At 68.0% G+C, this 15,855-nt stretch carries 16 protein-coding genes; 14 read left to right on the top strand and 2 right to left on the bottom strand.

Annotation, left to right across the window (positions count from 1 at the left end):
- The first annotated feature begins 35 nt into the window (after positions 1–35).
- Positions 36–1,043 (top strand): allantoicase, encoded by a 1,008-nt coding sequence (gene alc, locus AC3IFE_RS30600; RefSeq protein ID WP_489193979.1) that lies wholly within the window; start codon positions 36–38, stop codon positions 1,041–1,043.
- A gap of 14 nt (positions 1,044–1,057) precedes the next feature.
- Positions 1,058–1,591, top strand: a complete 534-nt coding sequence (locus tag AC3IFE_RS30595) for an ureidoglycolate lyase (RefSeq protein WP_301737994.1) — start codon at positions 1,058–1,060, stop codon at positions 1,589–1,591.
- 91 nt (positions 1,592–1,682) lie between these two features.
- Here AC3IFE_RS30595 and fur read toward each other — a convergent pair whose 3' ends face one another.
- Positions 1,683–2,111 carry a ferric iron uptake transcriptional regulator gene (gene fur, locus AC3IFE_RS30590; RefSeq protein WP_006400349.1) on the bottom strand — a complete coding sequence of 143 codons (429 nt, stop codon included), beginning with the start codon at positions 2,109–2,111 and terminating at the stop codon, positions 1,683–1,685.
- A 141-nt stretch (positions 2,112–2,252) separates the two neighbouring features.
- Here fur and AC3IFE_RS30585 point away from each other — a divergent pair, with 141 nt between their 5' ends.
- The 9 genes from AC3IFE_RS30585 (at position 2,253) to AC3IFE_RS30545 (ending at position 11,584) form a co-directional block, all read left to right on the top strand.
- Positions 2,253–3,050, top strand: coding sequence for an outer membrane protein assembly factor BamE (locus tag AC3IFE_RS30585; protein WP_089466663.1), 798 nt, complete (start codon positions 2,253–2,255; stop codon positions 3,048–3,050).
- A 65-nt stretch (positions 3,051–3,115) separates the two neighbouring features.
- On the top strand, positions 3,116–3,913 hold the full coding sequence (gene dapB / locus AC3IFE_RS30580; protein WP_489193976.1) for a 4-hydroxy-tetrahydrodipicolinate reductase: 798 nt from the start codon (positions 3,116–3,118) through the stop codon (positions 3,911–3,913).
- Between the two features lie 19 nt (positions 3,914–3,932).
- Positions 3,933–4,601, top strand: a complete 669-nt coding sequence (locus tag AC3IFE_RS30575) for a MotA/TolQ/ExbB proton channel family protein (protein WP_089466665.1) — start codon at positions 3,933–3,935, stop codon at positions 4,599–4,601.
- Between the two features lie 24 nt (positions 4,602–4,625).
- Complete coding sequence (locus AC3IFE_RS30570; RefSeq protein ID WP_006496723.1) at positions 4,626–5,084, top strand: ExbD/TolR family protein; 459 nt, start codon at positions 4,626–4,628, stop codon at positions 5,082–5,084.
- A 294-nt stretch (positions 5,085–5,378) separates the two neighbouring features.
- Positions 5,379–7,973 carry a leucine--tRNA ligase gene (gene leuS, locus AC3IFE_RS30565; RefSeq protein ID WP_301737996.1) on the top strand — a complete coding sequence of 865 codons (2,595 nt, stop codon included), beginning with the start codon at positions 5,379–5,381 and terminating at the stop codon, positions 7,971–7,973.
- A gap of 38 nt (positions 7,974–8,011) precedes the next feature.
- A complete protein-coding gene (locus tag AC3IFE_RS30560; RefSeq protein WP_089466668.1) occupies positions 8,012–8,563 on the top strand; it encodes an LPS-assembly lipoprotein LptE in 552 nt (183 codons plus the stop codon).
- Positions 8,564–8,581: 18 nt separating this feature from the next.
- The gene (gene holA / locus AC3IFE_RS30555) at positions 8,582–9,676 is read left to right on the top strand and encodes a DNA polymerase III subunit delta (protein WP_489193972.1); all 1,095 of its coding nucleotides are present in this window, start codon (positions 8,582–8,584) and stop codon (positions 9,674–9,676) included.
- Positions 9,677–9,866: 190 nt separating this feature from the next.
- Positions 9,867–11,138 carry a glutamate-5-semialdehyde dehydrogenase gene (locus AC3IFE_RS30550; RefSeq protein WP_089466670.1) on the top strand — a complete coding sequence of 424 codons (1,272 nt, stop codon included), beginning with the start codon at positions 9,867–9,869 and terminating at the stop codon, positions 11,136–11,138.
- Between the two features lie 23 nt (positions 11,139–11,161).
- Positions 11,162–11,584, top strand: coding sequence for a CopD family protein (locus AC3IFE_RS30545; protein WP_089466671.1), 423 nt, complete (start codon positions 11,162–11,164; stop codon positions 11,582–11,584).
- 93 nt (positions 11,585–11,677) lie between these two features.
- Here the strand turns inward: AC3IFE_RS30545 and AC3IFE_RS30540 are convergent, their stop codons facing one another.
- Entirely contained in the window at positions 11,678–12,526 is an 849-nt protein-coding gene (locus AC3IFE_RS30540; RefSeq protein WP_006753811.1) for a MurR/RpiR family transcriptional regulator, read from the bottom strand.
- A 294-nt stretch (positions 12,527–12,820) separates the two neighbouring features.
- On the opposite strand from AC3IFE_RS30540, the gene edd reads away from it, so the two are divergent.
- The 3 genes from edd to AC3IFE_RS30525 all read left to right on the top strand — a co-directional run.
- Positions 12,821–14,677, top strand: coding sequence for a phosphogluconate dehydratase (gene edd, locus AC3IFE_RS30535; protein ID WP_489193969.1), 1,857 nt, complete (start codon positions 12,821–12,823; stop codon positions 14,675–14,677).
- A gap of 19 nt (positions 14,678–14,696) precedes the next feature.
- The gene (eda, locus tag AC3IFE_RS30530) at positions 14,697–15,323 is read left to right on the top strand and encodes a bifunctional 4-hydroxy-2-oxoglutarate aldolase/2-dehydro-3-deoxy-phosphogluconate aldolase (protein WP_301738000.1); all 627 of its coding nucleotides are present in this window, start codon (positions 14,697–14,699) and stop codon (positions 15,321–15,323) included.
- A 215-nt stretch (positions 15,324–15,538) separates the two neighbouring features.
- On the top strand, positions 15,539–15,855 hold a 317-nt coding region (locus AC3IFE_RS30525; RefSeq protein WP_489193966.1), incomplete at its 3' end, for a GntT/GntP/DsdX family permease.

The raw sequence follows: 15,855 nt of genomic DNA, 5'->3' as shown, positions 1-15,855 counted from the left end.
GACGCGCCGGCGCTTCTCGAAATAATGGAGACGACATGGCAGCCCCCATCCTCGATCCGAACGCGCCGGCTTTCACGCGGCGCTACATGAACCTCGCCGACCCGCGCCTGGGCGCGCAGGCGCTCTTCGCCAGCGACGAATTCTTCGCGCCGAAGGAGCGCATGCTCGATCCAGAGCCGGCCGTGTTCATTCCCGGCAAGTACGACGATCACGGCAAGTGGATGGACGGCTGGGAAACGCGTCGCAAGCGCACGACCGGCCACGACTTCTGCGTGGTGCGGCTCGCGCGGCCGGGCGTGATCCACGGCGTCGATCTCGATACGAGCCACTTCACCGGCAACTTTCCGCCGGCCGCGTCGATCGAGGCCTGCGCGGTGGACGGCGACACGCCGCCGGACGACGCCGAATGGCGCACGATCGTCCCCGCGACGACGCTGCAGGGCAATTCGCATCACTACGTGAGCGTCGACGATGCACGGCCGGTCACGCATCTGCGCGTGAACCTGTATCCGGACGGCGGCCTCGCGCGGCTGCGCGTGTACGGCCAGCCGCAGCGCGACTGGCGCCGCGTGCCGGCGGGCGAGCTCGTCGATCTCGCGGCGATCGAGAACGGCGGCTATCTCGTGGCCGCGAACAACCAGCACTTCGGCCCGGCGTCGCAGATGCTGATGCCGGGGCGCGGCGCGAACATGGGCGACGGCTGGGAAACGCGGCGGCGCCGCGAGCCCGGCAACGACTGGGCGATCGTCGCGCTGGCGCGCCCGGGCATCCTCCGGCGGGTGGAGGTCGATACGGCGTTCTTCAAGGGCAATTTCCCCGACCGCTGCTCGCTGCAGGCCGCGCACGTGACGGGCGGCACCGACGATTCGCTCGTCACGCAGGCGATGTTCTGGGCCGAACTGCTCGGCGAGCAGAAGCTGCAGATGGATCACGTGCACGCGTTCGACCGGCTCGCGGCGCTCGGCCCCGTCACGCACGTGCGCTTCAACATCTTCCCGGACGGCGGCGTGTCGCGCCTGCGTCTGTGGGGCGAGCCGGCTTGAAGGAGGGCAGCGGCATGAGCGCAACCCCGATCCTGCGCGTCGAGCGCCTGACCCGCGAAGCGTTCGCGCCGTTCGGCGACGTGATCGCGCTCGAAGGCGCACGGCATTTCCCGATCAACGGCGGCACGACCGAGCGCTTTCACGATCTCGCGACGATCGACGTGTGCGCGGACGGCGGCCGGCCGCTCGTCAGCGTGTTTCGCGCGCAGCCGCGCGCGTTGCCGGTCGCGGTCACGTTGATGGAGCGTCATCCGCACGGCAGCCAGGCGTTCATCCCGCTCGCGGCGGTGTCGCGCTACGCGATCGTCGTCGCGCCGGCCGGCGAATTCCGGCCCGATGCGATGCGCGCGTTCCTGGCCGAGGGCTGGCAGGGCGTCAATTATGCGAAGGGCGTCTGGCACCATCCGCTGCTCGCGCTCGATGCGGTCAGCGATTTCGTGATCGTCGATCGCGGCGGGCCGCAGCCGAACTGCGACGAGATCCCGCTGGAACGCGCGTGGGCGCTCGATTTCGAGCCGGCCTGCGCGGGCGCCGAAGGGCTTTCGTAAGCGTGCCGGGCGCGCGGCACGCGCGCCGGAAAAGCACACGGCCCGGGCGGCGAGATGCCGGCCGGGCCGTGTCGTATGCGGGTGGGGCGCTTCAGTGCTTGCGGTGCGGGCAGTTCTCGGTCGTGCACGAACCGTACATCGCGAGCGAGTGCTCCTGGAGCCGGAAGCCGCGCTCCTTCGCGATCGCCTGCTGGCGGCTCTCGATCTCGGCGTCGAAGAATTCCTCGACGCGGCCGCAATCGAGGCACACGAGGTGGTCATGGTGCGAACCTTCGTTCAGCTCGAACACCGCCTTGCCGGATTCGAAGTTGCTGCGCGACAGCAGGCCGGCCTGCTCGAATTGCGTGAGCACGCGATAGACGGTGGCGAGCCCGATGTCGAGCTGCTCGTTGAGCAGGTTGCGGTAGACGTCTTCGGCCGTCAGGTGGCGCACGGGGCTCTGCTGGAAGATTTCGAGAATCTTGAGGCGCGGTAGGGTGGCCTTTAGCCCGATATTCTTGAGATCCGTCGGATTGGTCATGGCTAGGCATCCCTAGAGTACAATGCAGGGCTTCAATGTTACCGGCTTTTCGCCGTTCCAGATATACGCGCGGCCTGCACGCGGGCCAGCACGGTGAAGGAAATGATCCCAGAATCGCTTTCGCACTTTCAGAGGAGTCGCATGCGGAGTGCCATCATCGCTGCCGCCGCCGTTGTCGCGCTGGCGGGTTGTTCGTCGTACGACAGCGTGACGCAGCGCATTGCGCAGAGCATCACGCCGTATCGGATCACCGTCGTGCAGGGCAACTTCGTGTCGCAGGAGAAAGCCGCACAGTTGCAGGTCGGCATGACGCGCGAGCAAGTCCGCGCGCTGCTCGGCACGCCGCTGCTCGCGGACATGTTCCACGCGGATCGCTGGGATTACCTCTTCTACTTCAAGCGCGGCTCGACGTCGATCGTCCAGCAGCGCGACCTCGTGGTCAACTTCTCGGGCGATCGCCTGGCGAGCTGGACCGGCGCCGACAACCTGCCGTCCGAACTCGACCTGCTCGCCGACATCGACGGCGACCGGGGCGGCAAGAAGGCGAAGGCCGCTGCCGCGGCGAAGAAGGCGTCCGAAGCCGCTGCCGCCGCGAGCGCCGCGCAGGCTGCCGCTGCGGCGAGCCCGGCCGCCGAGCCGGCGTCCGGCGCAGTGGTCGACCAGGACGCGAACGCCCAGGCGGCGCGCGCGGCGAACCGCGCGACCAATCAGGTGTCGGGGCAGGGTTCGGGTTCGCGCCGGTTCACGCCGGCCGCGCAGGCCTCGGGCGGCGCGCCGGTGCCGGGCGGCCAGCCGCCGGGCGCCGCGCCGGCGATCCAGCCGCAGTTCCAGTTCCATCGTCCGCCGCAGCCGAACGTGTCGAACGAGGCGTCGCCGCCGGTCGGCCCGCAAGGCTCGGACAACCTGCAGAACCAGCCGCTCACCGCACCGGCGCAGTAAGCGGCCGGCGTGCGGAAACGGGGCGGCATGCGCCGCCCGCCTTTAGACCTGTCGTGTAGAAAGCCATGAAGATTGCGATTGCCGGCGCATCGGGCCGAATGGGCCGGATGCTGATCGAAGCCGTTCTCAACGATGCCGACGCGCAGCTCGTCGGCGCGCTCGACCGCGCCGGTTCGCCGTTCCTCGGCCAGGACGCCGGTGCGTTCCTCGGCAAGGACACCGGCGTCAAGCTGACCGACGATCTCGACGCCGTGTTCGCGCAGGCCGACTATCTGATCGATTTCACGCGTCCGGAAGGCACGATGGCCCACATCGAGGCCGCGCTGCGCCACGACGTGAAGCTCGTGATCGGCACGACCGGCTTCAGCGCCGAGCAGAAGGCCGAATTGCAGGCCGCGGCCGGCAAGATCGGCATCGTGTTCGCGGCGAACATGAGCGTCGGCGTGAACGTCACGCTGAAGCTGCTCGAATTCGCGGCGCAGCATTTCTCGCACGGCTACGACATCGAGATCATCGAGGCGCATCACCGCCACAAGGTCGACGCGCCGTCGGGCACCGCGCTGATGATGGGCGAGGCCGTCGCCGGCGCGCTCGGCCGCTCGCTCGACGACTGCGCGGTGTACGGCCGCCACGGCGTGACCGGCGAGCGCGATCCGTCGTCGATCGGCTTTGCCGCGGTGCGCGGCGGCGACATCGTCGGCGACCACACCGTGCTGTTCGCCGGGATCGGCGAGCGCATCGAGATCACGCACAAGTCGTCGAGCCGCGTGTCGTACGCGCAGGGCGCGTTGCGTGCGGTCCGCTTCCTGTCGGCGCGTAGCGCCGGCCTGTTCGACATGCAGGACGTGCTCGGCCTGCGCTGACCTTCACGGGGAAACTCCGATGGCGATTCCCACCGGCGTTGTCCACTACCTCGAAAGCGGCGATGCGATCACGCACGCCGTCTCCTATGTGCTGCTGGCGATGTCCGTCGCCAGCTGGTGCTTCCTCTTGATGAAAGCCTGGCTGCTGGTTCGCGCGAAGCGGCAGGGGCCGCGCGCGCTCGCCGCGTTCTGGCGCGCGCCGACGCTCGACGCCGGCATCGCGGCGCTGGCCGGCGCCGATCGCGAGCGCGTGTTCGTGCCGCTCGCCGAAGCCGCGCGCGACGCGGCCGATGAGCACGATCCCGCCGCCATGGCCGCGCGCGTGGAGCGCGGCGAACGCGTGCTGCGCGCGTTGCGTCATGCGATGCTGCGCTCGCAGCGGCGCCTCGAATTCGGCCAGGTGCTGCTCGCGTCGATCGGCAGCACCGCGCCGTTCGTCGGGCTGCTCGGCACCGTGTGGGGCATCTATCACGCGCTCGGCAGCATCGCCGCGAGCGGGCAGGCGCAGATCGAGAACGTCGCGGGGCCGGTCGGCGAGGCGCTGATCATGACCGCGTTCGGGCTGGTCGTCGCGATTCCCGCGGTGCTCGCGTACAACATCCTCGGTCGGCTCGTCCGGCAGCTCACCGAGGAACTCGACGGCTTCGCGCGCGATCTGCACGTCTTCGTGTGCGCGCAGGGCGCCTGACGCGCCGGCTCCGGAGGAACGACCATGGCATTCGGCGGGCTCGAGCACCACAAGACGTCCGCGCCGATGGCGGAGATCAACATGACGCCGCTGATCGACGTGATGCTCGTATTGCTCGTCATCTTCATCATCACCGCGCCGCTGATGACGCACGCGATCCGGCTCGACCTGCCGAAGGTCGCGGCGAGCGTCGCACGCGACACGCCGCAATCCGTCACGCTGTCGATCGACGACGCGGGCAAGCTGTACTGGGACGACGCGCCCGTGGCGCTCGACGCGCTGCCCGCGCGGTTCAAGGCCGCCGCCGCGGGCGCCGCGCCGCCCGAGCTGCGGCTGCGCGCGTCGCGCGCGACGCGCTACGACGTGATCGCGCAGGTGATGGGCGCCGCGCAGGCCGCGGGCCTCACGCGGATCGGCTTCGTGACCGACGTGCCGCCGGCCGGGAGCGCCGCTGCACCGGCCGCCGCCGGCGCGAAACCCTGATACGCCGGCGAACCGTTGCGCGGCGGATCATCAGGCAAGTTCGCGTCCGTCGCGGGATCGGGCCGCGCGCCGCGAGACCGGCCGGATGGGCCGGCGCTGACGGTATAATCATCGTTTTTCCCGGCTGGCAGGTTTTTCCAGGTAACCCGGCATTTTCCAGGCAACCCGGAAATATCCGAAACCCCGAACAGGCCCCGCAACAGCGAACCTGCAGTGCCGCCGGGCATGCACGATTTTCGATCCAATCCTGCGCGCGAGCCGTCGCGCCGCTTAAAGCCTAGCCCGAACCACACCATGCACGAGAGATACGTACCCGCCGACGTCGAAGCCGCCGCCCAGGGCGACTGGCGCGCAGCCGATGCCTACAAGACGAAGGAAGATTCGCAGAAGCCGAAGTTCTACTGCGTATCGATGCTGCCGTACCCGTCCGGCAAGCTGCACATGGGTCACGTGCGCAACTACACGATCAACGACGTGATGTACCGCTATCTGCGGATGAACGGCTACAACACGCTGATGCCGATGGGCTGGGATGCGTTCGGGATGCCGGCCGAGAACGCCGCGATGGCGAACGGCGTGCCGCCCGCGAAGTGGACCTACGACAACATCGACTACATGAAGGGCCAGATGCAGTCGATGGGCCTCGCGATCGACTGGTCGCGCGAAATCGCGACGTGCAAACCCGACTACTACAAGTGGAACCAGTGGCTGTTCCTGAAGATGCTCGAGAAGGGCATCGCGTACAAGAAGACGGGCACCGTGAACTGGGACCCGGTCGACCAGACCGTGCTCGCGAACGAGCAGGTGATCGACGGCCGCGGCTGGCGCTCGGGCGCGCTCGTCGAGAAGCGCGAGATTCCGATGTACTACCTGCGCATCACGCAGTATGCGGACGAGCTGCTGAACGATCTCGACGGCCTCGGCTGGCCCGAGCGCGTGAAGATCATGCAGCAGAACTGGATCGGCAAGAGCTTCGGCGTGAACTTCGGCTTCCCGTACGAACTCGACGGCGAGCAGAAGCTGCTGCGCGTGTTCACGACGCGCGCCGACACGATCATGGGCGTCACGTTCTGCGCGATCGCGGCCGAGCACCCGCTCGCCACGCGCCTTGCGCAGGACAAGCCGGAACTGCTCGCGTTCATCGAGGAATGCAAGCGCGGCGGCGTGGCCGAAGCCGACGTCGCGACGATGGAGAAGAAGGGCGTCGCGACCGGCTTTTCGGTCAAGCACCCGCTGACCGGCGAGCCGGTCGAGGTGTGGATCGGCAACTACGTGCTGATGAGCTATGGCGAAGGCGCGGTGATGGGCGTGCCGGGCCACGACGAGCGCGATTTCGCGTTCGCGAAGAAATACGATCTGCCGATCAGGCAGGTGATCGCGAGCGAAGGGCGGACGTACTCGCTCGACGCATGGCAGGAGTGGTACGGCGACAAGGAAACCGCGGTCTGCGTGAACAGCGGCAAGTACGACGGCCTGCGCTACGCGGAAGCGGTCGACGCGGTCGCGGCCGATCTGAAGGCCGGCGGCTTCGGCGACAAGCAGGTCACGTGGCGTCTGCGCGACTGGGGCGTGTCGCGCCAGCGCTACTGGGGCACGCCGATCCCGATCATCCACTGCCCGTCGTGCGGCGACGTGCCGGTGCCGGAGCAGGACCTGCCCGTCGTGCTGCCGGAAGACCTCGTGCCGGACGGCTCGGGCAACCCGCTCGCGAAGTCCGAAGCGTTCCTGAACTGCACGTGCCCGACGTGCGGCGCGGCCGCGAAGCGCGAAACCGACACGATGGACACCTTCGTCGATTCGTCGTGGTACTTCTCGCGCTACACGGCGCCGGACGCGGAGACGATGGTCGACGCGCGCACCGATTACTGGATGCCGATGGATCAATACATCGGCGGCATCGAGCACGCGATCCTGCACCTGCTGTATTCGCGCTTCTGGACCAAGGTGATGCGCGACCTCGGCCTCGTGAAGTTCGGCGAGCCGGCGAAGAACCTGCTCACGCAGGGGATGGTGCTGAACGAGACGTACTACCGCGAGGACGCGGCGGGCAAGAAGACCTGGTACAACCCGCTCGACGTGACGGTCACGCACGACGACAAGGGTCGCCCGGTCGGCGCGACGCTGAATGCGGACGGTCAGCCGGTCGTGCTCGGCGGCATCGAGAAGATGTCGAAGTCGAAGAACAACGGCGTCGATCCGCAACTGCTGATCGACCAGTACGGCGCCGATACCGCGCGCCTGTTCACGATGTTCGCGGCGCCGCCCGAGCAGCAGCTCGAATGGTCGGGCGCAGGCGTCGAGGGCGCGAGCCGCTTCCTGCGCCGCGTGTGGAGCTTCGGCGCCGGCAACCGCGAAGCGCTTGCCGCGCGCGCCGGTTTCGACGCAGCGACGCTCGGCGACGCCGACAAGGCGCTGCGCCGCGAAATCTACAGCGTGCTGAAGCAGGCCGATTTCGACTACCAGCGCCTGCAGTACAACACGGTCGTGTCGGCCGCGATGAAGATGCTGAACGCGATCGACGGCGCGAAGGGCGCGACGCCCGCCGTGCTGCGCGAGACGTACGGCGTGCTGCTGCGCGTGCTGTATCCGGTCGTCCCGCACGTCACGTTCGAGCTGTGGAAGGCGCTCGGCTACGCGGACGAATTCGGCCCGCTGCTCGATGCGCCGTGGCCGAAGGTCGACGAGGCCGCGCTCGAGCAGGCCGAGATCGAACTCGTGCTGCAGGTGAACGGCAAGGTGCGCGGCGCGCTGAAGGTCGCGAAGGACGCGAGCCGCGACGCGATCGAAGCGGCGGCGGTGGCCGACGAGGCATTCGCGAAATTCAGCGACGGCAAGCCGGCGAAGAAGATCGTCGTCGTGCCGGGCCGCCTCGTGAATATCGTCGTCTGACGGCCGCCGGCCGTCGGACGTACCCAGAAGGAGCGAAGGTGATCCGCAGATCGTTTTTGATGCTCGCCGGCAGCGCGGTCATGCTGTCGGCATGCGGCTTCCAGCTGCGCGGCCAGCAGGACTACGCATTCAAGCACCTGTTCGTGGCCGGTGCGCCGGCGTCCGTCGGGGCGCGGCTCACGCGCCTCGTCGAGGCCGGCAGCGACACGAAGATCGTCAAGTCCCCGGACGACGCCGACGCCGTGCTGCGCATGTGGGAGTCGCGTGGTCAGAACACGCTGACGCTGAACAAGTACGGCTCCGCGCAGGAATACGCGCTGTTCTACACGCTGAACTACACGCTGACGAGCAAGGACGGCACCGTGCTGATCCCGCCGAGCGCGATCGCGCTGAACCGCGCGATGACGTACAGCGACCAGTACACGAACGCGAAGGCGCAGGAAGCCGACATCCTGTACGGCGACATGCAGAACGACGCGGTCGACCAACTGATGCGGCGTCTGGCGATCGTCCATTCGCTGACGCCGGCGCCGGAGGACGTGGTGCCGGGCGTGGCGCCGCGCGCGCCGCTGCCGCCGCCGCCGCTCTGATCGCGGGCGCACGCAGCGATGCAATTGCGACTTGATGCGCTGGCGCCGCACCTCGCGAAGGGGTTGGCCGGGCTCTATACCGTCTACGGCGACGAGCCGCTGCTCGCGCAGGAAGCGTGCGATCGCATTCGTGCGGCCGCGCGCGCGGCCGGCTTCACCGAGCGTTCCTTGCATACGGTCGAGCGCGGCTTCGACTGGAGCGTGCTGCTCGGCGCGACCCAGGCGATGTCGCTGTTCGGCGAGCGCCAGCTGATCGAGCTGCGCATTCCGTCGGGCAAGCCCGGCAAGGAAGGCGCCGACGCGCTGAAGACGCTCGCGGCCACGCCCAATCCGGACGCGCTGATGCTCGTCACGTTGCCGCGCCTCGACGCGGCCACGCAGAAATCCGCATGGTTTACCGCGTTGCAGAACGGCGGCGTCGCGCTGAAGATCGATCCGGTCGACCGTGCGCAACTGCCGAACTGGATCGGCCAGCGCCTGTCGATGCAGGGCCAGCGCGTCGCTTCCGGCGACGACGGGCGCCGTGCGCTGCAGTTCATCGCGGAGCGCGTCGAGGGCAATCTGCTCGCCGCGCACCAGGAAATCCAGAAGCTCGGGCTGCTGTATCCGCAGGGCGCGCTGTCGTTCGAGCAGGTGCACGACGCGGTGCTGAACGTCGCGCGTTACGACGTGTTCAAACTGAACGAAGCGATGCTCGCCGGCGACGCCGCGCGGCTCGCGCGGATGATCGACGGGCTGAAGGGCGAGGGCGAGGCGATCGTGCTCGTGATGTGGGCCGTCGTCGAGGAACTGCGCACGCTGCTGCGGATCAAGCGCGGCACGACGGCCGGCAAGCCGCTCGCGACGCTGCTGCGCGAGAACCGCGTATGGGGGCCGCGCGAGCGGCTGATCGCGCCCGCGCTGAACCGCGTGTCGGAAGCGGTGCTCGAAAAGGCGCTCGCGTTCGCCGCGAAGCTCGACCGGCAGGTCAAGGGGCTCACCGCCGTCACGCCGGGCCGCCGCACGCAGGACGAACCGCCGCCCGACCCGTGGGACGGGCTGTTCCAGCTCGCGATGACGGTCGCGGGCGCCCGCGGCGAGCGACCGCCGACCGCGGGTCGCGTGCGACGCTAAGTCCCGTTCGGGCCTTCAGCGCGCGCTGCGCAACCCGCTTACAATGCGTCGATGACCGGGGCGCCGCCCTACGCGGCACGGTTTCGCGGCCGCTACCCCGTTCGGATGGTCGTCCCCGGATAGCCGGATGGCCGTCCCGCTTCCCCACGAATTCATGCCGCTTCGCGCGGCTCGCTTCTCGAGTCACACGATGGATATCGATCAGTATATGACCGACCTGGGCCGTCGCGCCCGGCACGCTTCCCGCGCGATGGCGCGCGCCAGCACGGCCGCGAAGAACGCGGCGCTCGACGCCGTGGCCCGCGCGATCGAACGCGACGCGCAGGCGCTGAAGGACGCGAATGCGCGCGATGTCGCCCGCGCTCGCGAAAAAGGGCTCGATGCGGCGTTCGTCGACCGCCTGACGCTGTCGGACAAGGCGCTGAACACGATGGTCGAAGGGCTGCGCCAGGTCGCGTCGCTGGCCGATCCGATCGGCGAGATCGGCAACCTGAAGTTCCGCCCGAGCGGGATCCAGGTCGGCCAGATGCGCGTGCCGCTCGGCGTGATCGGCATCATCTACGAGTCGCGCCCGAACGTGACGATCGACGCGGCCGCGCTGTGCCTGAAGTCGGGCAACGCGACGATCCTGCGCGGCGGCTCCGAAGCGCTCGAGTCGAACGCGGCGCTGGCGAAGCTGATCGGCGAAGGGCTCGAGGCGGCAGGCCTTCCGCACGACGCGGTGCAGGTCGTCGCGACGGCCGATCGCGCGGCGGTCGGCAAGCTGATCACGATGACCGAGTACGTCGACGTGATCGTGCCGCGCGGCGGCAAGAGCCTGATCGAACGACTGATCAACGAGGCGCGCGTGCCGATGATCAAGCACCTCGACGGCATCTGCCACGTGTACGTCGACGATCGCGCCGATCTCGACAAGGCGCTGACCGTCTGCGACAACGCGAAGACGCACCGCTACGGCACCTGCAACACGATGGAGACGCTGCTCGTCGCGAGCGGCATCGCGGCGAAGCTGCTGCCGCCGCTCGGCAAGCTGTACCGCGACAAGCAGGTCGAACTGCGCGTCGACGCGGCCGCGCGCGCGGTGCTCGCCGATGCGGGCGTCGGCCCGCTCGTCGACGCGACGGAAGAAGACTGGCACACCGAATATCTGGCGCCGGTGCTCGCGATCAAGGTCGTCGACGGCCTCGACGCCGCGATCGAGCACATCAACCATTACGGCTCGCATCACACGGATGCGATCGTCACCGAGGATCACGACCGCGCGATGCGGTTCCTGCGCGAAGTCGATTCGGCGAGCGTGATGGTCAACGCGTCGACGCGCTTCGCGGATGGCTTCGAATTCGGCCTCGGCGCGGAAATCGGCATCTCGAACGACAAGCTGCACGCACGCGGCCCCGTCGGCCTGGAGGGGCTGACGTCGCTGAAGTACGTCGTGCTCGGGCACGGCGAAGGCCGTCAGTAAGTCAACCGCGAGGCGCACAATCGATGGCAATGCTCTGGGTCAAGACGTTCCATGTCGTTCTGATCGCCGCGTGGTTTGCAGGGTTGTTCTACCTGCCGCGCATCTACGTGAACCTGGCCATGGAGACCGATCCGGCCGCGGTGCGGCGCCTGCTGCTGATGGCGCGCAAGCTGTTCCGCTTCATGACGATGATCGCGGTGCCCGCGCTCGCGTGCGGGCTGTGGCTGTGGCTCGTGATCGGCATCGGCCAGGGGCAGGGCTGGATTCACGCGAAGGTGACGGTCGTGCTGCTGCTGATCGTCTATCACGCGTATTGCGGGCACCTGCTGAAGGTGTTCGAGCGCGGCGAGAACCGCCGCTCCGACAAGTGGTATCGCGTGTTCAACGAGCTGCCGGTGCTCGGCATGCTCGCGGCGGTCGCGCTGGTGGTGATCAAGCCGTTCTGAGCGGCGCGGCCGGCGAGTACGCCGCCATCGAACCATGTGCAACGGCGCCCCTTGGGGCGCCGTCGTTCGTTTACGCACGGCGTTCCGCGACGGCTAGTCCTTCGTCGGGTCGTCGATGCGGCGCCGCGTGATCGCTTCCTTCGCGCGACCGACGCGCTCCATCAGCGCGGGCCCGCGCGACAGCGCGACGCCGACCGCGAGAATGTCGCCGATCGCGAGATGGGACATCCGCGACGTCATCGGCGAGAACACGTCCGTTTCCTCGGCGACGTTCGATGCGAGGCTCACGGTTGCGAGCTTCGCGAGCGGCGAATGGCTCTGCGTGATCGCGACGACTTTCGCGCCGCACGCGAGCGCGGAGCGCGCGGCGTCGACGATGTCGCGCGTGCGGCCGGTGTTCGAGATCGCGACGACGACGTCGTGCGGCCCGAGCAGCGCCGACGACATCGAGAACGTATGCGGATCCGAATACGCGACGCTCGGCACGCCGAGCCGGAAGAACTTGTGCTGGATGTCCTGCGCGGCGATGCCCGAGCCGCCGGCGCCGTAGAACTCGATCCTCGACGCGTTCGACAGCAGCGCGATCGCGTCGGCGACGCTGCCGGCGGACAGGCTGTTGCGCACCTCGATCAGCGCGCCGATCGTGCGGTCGAACACCTTGCCGATGATGCCGGGCGCCGGTTCGTTCGGCTCGACGTCGCGGTACACCGACGACACGCCCGGCGCGACGCTCTGCGCGAGCCGGATCTTGAATTCGCGAAAGCCGCTGCAGCCGAGCGCCTGGCAGAAGCGCGCGATGGTCGGCTGGCTGACGCCGGCGCGGGTCGATAGCTCGGTCATCGCGAGGTCGAGCACCTCGCGCGGCGCGGCGAGAATGTAGTCGGCGAGCTTGCGCTCGGACGGGCGCAGCTCGGCGCGGATCGCTTCAATGCGAGGCAGCATGGGACGGCACGTGGAAATCGGGTTCGGATGAGCGAGTGTATCGCAATCGAATTGTAGAAAATCTACATGAAAATACTAGCGCAATTGCAACGATTCTGACGCAAGGTAAGTCACGCGAATTAGGGTTTTCACTAATTAAACCCTTGCTGGTGGCGGGAATAAGGGTTGCGTATGAATCGATCCACATTGCATGCTTGTAGTTTTTCTACTAGACTGGCTGCGTTCGATCGACGAAGCTCGACCGTCCCCACGATTCCAACCGCCGGTGTCGGCCGGCATACAGGAGCGCCCAGCATGACGTCGCTGCACCCCACTCTGGCGAAGGTCACCGAACGCGTGATCGCCCGCAGCCAATCGACCCGTTCCGCCTATCTGCAGCGCATCGACGGCGCGCAAGGCAAGTTCCCGGCACGCGGCGCGCTGTCGTGCGCGAACCTCGCGCACGGCTTCGCGGGCCTCGAGGGTAACGACAAGTTCTCGATCAAGGCGATTCGCGAGCCGAACATCGGCATCGTGTCTTCGTACAACGAGATGCTGTCCGCGCATGCGCCGTACAAGGATTTCCCCGAAATCATCAAGGCGGCCGCGCGCGAGAACGGCGGCGTCGCGCAATTCGCGGGCGGCGTGCCGGCGATGTGCGACGGCGTCACGCAGGGCAACCCGGGGATGGAGCTGTCGCTGTTCTCGCGCGAGGCGATCGCGATGGGCACGGCGATCGCGCTCACGCACAACATGTTCGATGCGGCGCTCTGCCTCGGCATCTGCGACAAGATCGTGCCGGGCCTCCTGATCGGCGCGCTGCAGTTCGGCCACCTGCCGACGATCTTCGTGCCGGCCGGCCCGATGACGAGCGGCCTGTCGAACGACGACAAGGCGAAGATCCGCCAGCAGTTCGCGACCGGGCAGGTCGGCCGCGACGCGCTGCTCGAAGCCGAATCGGCCGCGTATCACGGCCACGGCACCTGCACGTTCTACGGCACCGCGAACAGCAACCAGATGCTGATGGAGCTGATGGGGCTGCACCTGCCGGGCTCGGCATTCGTTCATCCGCACACGCCGTTGCGCACCGCGCTGACGGCCGAGGCCGCGCGCCGCGTGCTCGACCTGACCGTCGAGCGCGGCCAGTACACGCCGATCGGCCATGTGATCGACGAAAAGGCGATCGTCAACGGGATCGTCGCGCTGCTCGCGACGGGCGGCTCGACCAACCACACGCTGCACCTCGTCGCGATCGCGCGCGCGGCCGGCATCCTGATCGACTGGAACGACTTCGACGAGCTGTCGGCGGTCGTGCCGCTGCTCGCGAAGATCTATCCGAACGGCAAGGCCGACGTGAACCATTTCCACGCGGCGGGCGGTGTCGCGTTCCTGGTGCGCAACCTGCTCGAAGGCGGGCTGCTGCACGAGGACGTGACGACGGTGGCCGGCAAGGGGCTCGCGCACTACACGAAGGAGCCGAAGCTGATCGACGGCAAGTTGGCGTGGGTCGACGGCGCGGCCGAGAGCCACGACACGAAGGTGCTGCGCGGCATTCGCGACCCGTTCCAGCCGGACGGCGGCCTGCGCCTGATGCAGGGCCGGCTCGGCCGCGGCGTGATCAAGATCTCGGCGGTCGCGCCCGAGCATCGCAAGGTGAAGGCGCCCGCGATCGTGTTCGACTCGCAGGAAGCCGTGCAGGCAGCGTTCGATCGCGGCGAGCTGAAGCGCGATTTCGTCGCGGTGGTGCGCTTTCAGGGCGCCCGCGCGAACGGCATGCCCGAGCTGCACCGTTTGACGCCGCTGCTCGGCGTGCTGCAGGATCAGGGCTTCCACGTCGCGCTGGTGACCGACGGCCGCATGTCGGGCGCGTCGGGCAAGGTGCCGGCCGTGATCCACGTGTCGCCGGAAGCGCTGCTGGCCGGGCCGATCGGCAAGGTGCAGACGGGCGACGTGCTCGTGATTGACGCGGATGCCGGCGTGCTCGACATCGAGGTCGACGACGCCGAGTGGCGCGCGCGCCCGGTCGCGCAGCCGCAGCACCAGGCCGAGAACGAAGTCGGTTTCGGGCGCGAACTGTTCGGCGTGTTCCGCGCGGCGGCCGCGCCGGCCGAGCAGGGCGCATCGGTTTTCGGGGCGCTGGTCGGCGAAACGGCCGCCAGCGTCGCCGCATGAATTTCAAGGAGCCAATTCAATGAAGACGATTGCTGAAATCGTGAAGCTGGGCCCGGTCATTCCGGTGCTCGCATTCGACTCGGTCGAGCAGGGCGAAAACGTGTCGCGTGCATTGCACGCGGGCGGCGTGAAGGTGCTCGAGATCACGCTGCGCACGCCGGCCGGCATCGAGGCGATCCAGCGCGCGAGCCAGCTCGCGGACGACATCGTCGTCGGCGTCGGCACGATCACGAAGCCCGAGCACTGCGCGCAGGCGAAGCGCGCGGGCGCTAAGTTCGGCGTGTCGCCGGGTTTGACGAAGGAGCTGCACCTCGCGGCGCTCGACGCGGGCCTGCCGCTGCTGCCGGGCGTGATGACGCCGAGCGACATCATCCAGGCGCTCGAATTCGGCTACGACATCGTGAAATTCTTCCCCGCGCAGCAGGCGGGCGGCGTGCCGATGCTGCAGGCGTTCCACGGCCCGTTCCCGGCGCTGAAGTTCTGCCCGACGGGCGGCATCACGGTCGACACCGCGCCGAACTTCCTGAAACTGCCGAACGTCGTGTGCGTCGGCGGCTCGTGGCTCACGCCGAAGGCCGCGCTCGCCGCGCAGGACTGGGCCGAAGTCACGCGCCTCGCGCAAGCGGCGAGCCAGCTGCCCCGTTAAGACTTGCATGAAATGAAGATCGCGCCCTCGGAAAGCAAGCGTTAGTGCTTGTTTTACCGAGGGTTTTTGCTGATGGAACCGGTTCTATCCGCAGGCCGCAAAGATAAGTAAAATTCAGCGTCCTGACGGGGGTACCCCCGTGTTTCGGAGACCCGCATAGCCGGGCATACTCGCAACGACTCGCCCGGTTCGAACAATTCTAGGAGGAGTGCCACATGGGGGCCGTCCAAGGCAGCATGCTGCTCGTATTCACGCTGATCGCGATTGCCGCGCTGATCCTGATGATCGCGCGCTACAAGATCTACCCGTTCCTGGTGCTGATCATCGTCTCGCTCGGCCTCGGCCTCGTCGTCGGCATGCCGATGGACAAGATCGTCAAGTCGTTCGAAACGGGCACCGGCGGCACGCTCGGCCACATCGCGATCGTCGTCGGCCTCGGCACGATGCTCGGCAAGATGATGGCCGAATCGGGCGGCGCCGAGCGGATCGCGACCACGCTGATCGACTGGTTCGGTGAGAAGAACATTCACTG

It is taken from the genome of Burkholderia sp. APQ4-4ca (assembly GCF_057837105.1).
Note: the sequence above shows the minus strand (reverse complement) of the source record. Positions and strands in the feature narration are given on the sequence as shown.

Bases quoted from the DNA above. Each gene is read 5' to 3' on its own strand.
- alc (WP_489193979.1), top strand. From the start codon at position 36: ATGGCAGCCCCCATCCTCGATCCGAACGCGCCGGCTTTCACGCGGCGC.
- AC3IFE_RS30595 (WP_301737994.1), top strand. From the start codon at position 1,058: ATGAGCGCAACCCCGATCCTGCGCGTCGAGCGCCTGACCCGCGAAGCG.
- fur (WP_006400349.1), bottom strand. From the start codon at position 2,111: ATGACCAATCCGACGGATCTCAAGAATATCGGGCTAAAGGCCACCCTA.
- AC3IFE_RS30585 (WP_089466663.1), top strand. From the start codon at position 2,253: ATGCGGAGTGCCATCATCGCTGCCGCCGCCGTTGTCGCGCTGGCGGGT.
- dapB (WP_489193976.1), top strand. From the start codon at position 3,116: ATGAAGATTGCGATTGCCGGCGCATCGGGCCGAATGGGCCGGATGCTG.
- AC3IFE_RS30575 (WP_089466665.1), top strand. From the start codon at position 3,933: ATGGCGATTCCCACCGGCGTTGTCCACTACCTCGAAAGCGGCGATGCG.
- AC3IFE_RS30570 (WP_006496723.1), top strand. From the start codon at position 4,626: ATGGCATTCGGCGGGCTCGAGCACCACAAGACGTCCGCGCCGATGGCG.
- leuS (WP_301737996.1), top strand. From the start codon at position 5,379: ATGCACGAGAGATACGTACCCGCCGACGTCGAAGCCGCCGCCCAGGGC.
- holA (WP_489193972.1), top strand. From the start codon at position 8,582: ATGCAATTGCGACTTGATGCGCTGGCGCCGCACCTCGCGAAGGGGTTG.
- AC3IFE_RS30550 (WP_089466670.1), top strand. From the start codon at position 9,867: ATGGATATCGATCAGTATATGACCGACCTGGGCCGTCGCGCCCGGCAC.
- AC3IFE_RS30545 (WP_089466671.1), top strand. From the start codon at position 11,162: ATGGCAATGCTCTGGGTCAAGACGTTCCATGTCGTTCTGATCGCCGCG.
- AC3IFE_RS30540 (WP_006753811.1), bottom strand. From the start codon at position 12,526: ATGCTGCCTCGCATTGAAGCGATCCGCGCCGAGCTGCGCCCGTCCGAG.
- edd (WP_489193969.1), top strand. From the start codon at position 12,821: ATGACGTCGCTGCACCCCACTCTGGCGAAGGTCACCGAACGCGTGATC.
- eda (WP_301738000.1), top strand. From the start codon at position 14,697: ATGAAGACGATTGCTGAAATCGTGAAGCTGGGCCCGGTCATTCCGGTG.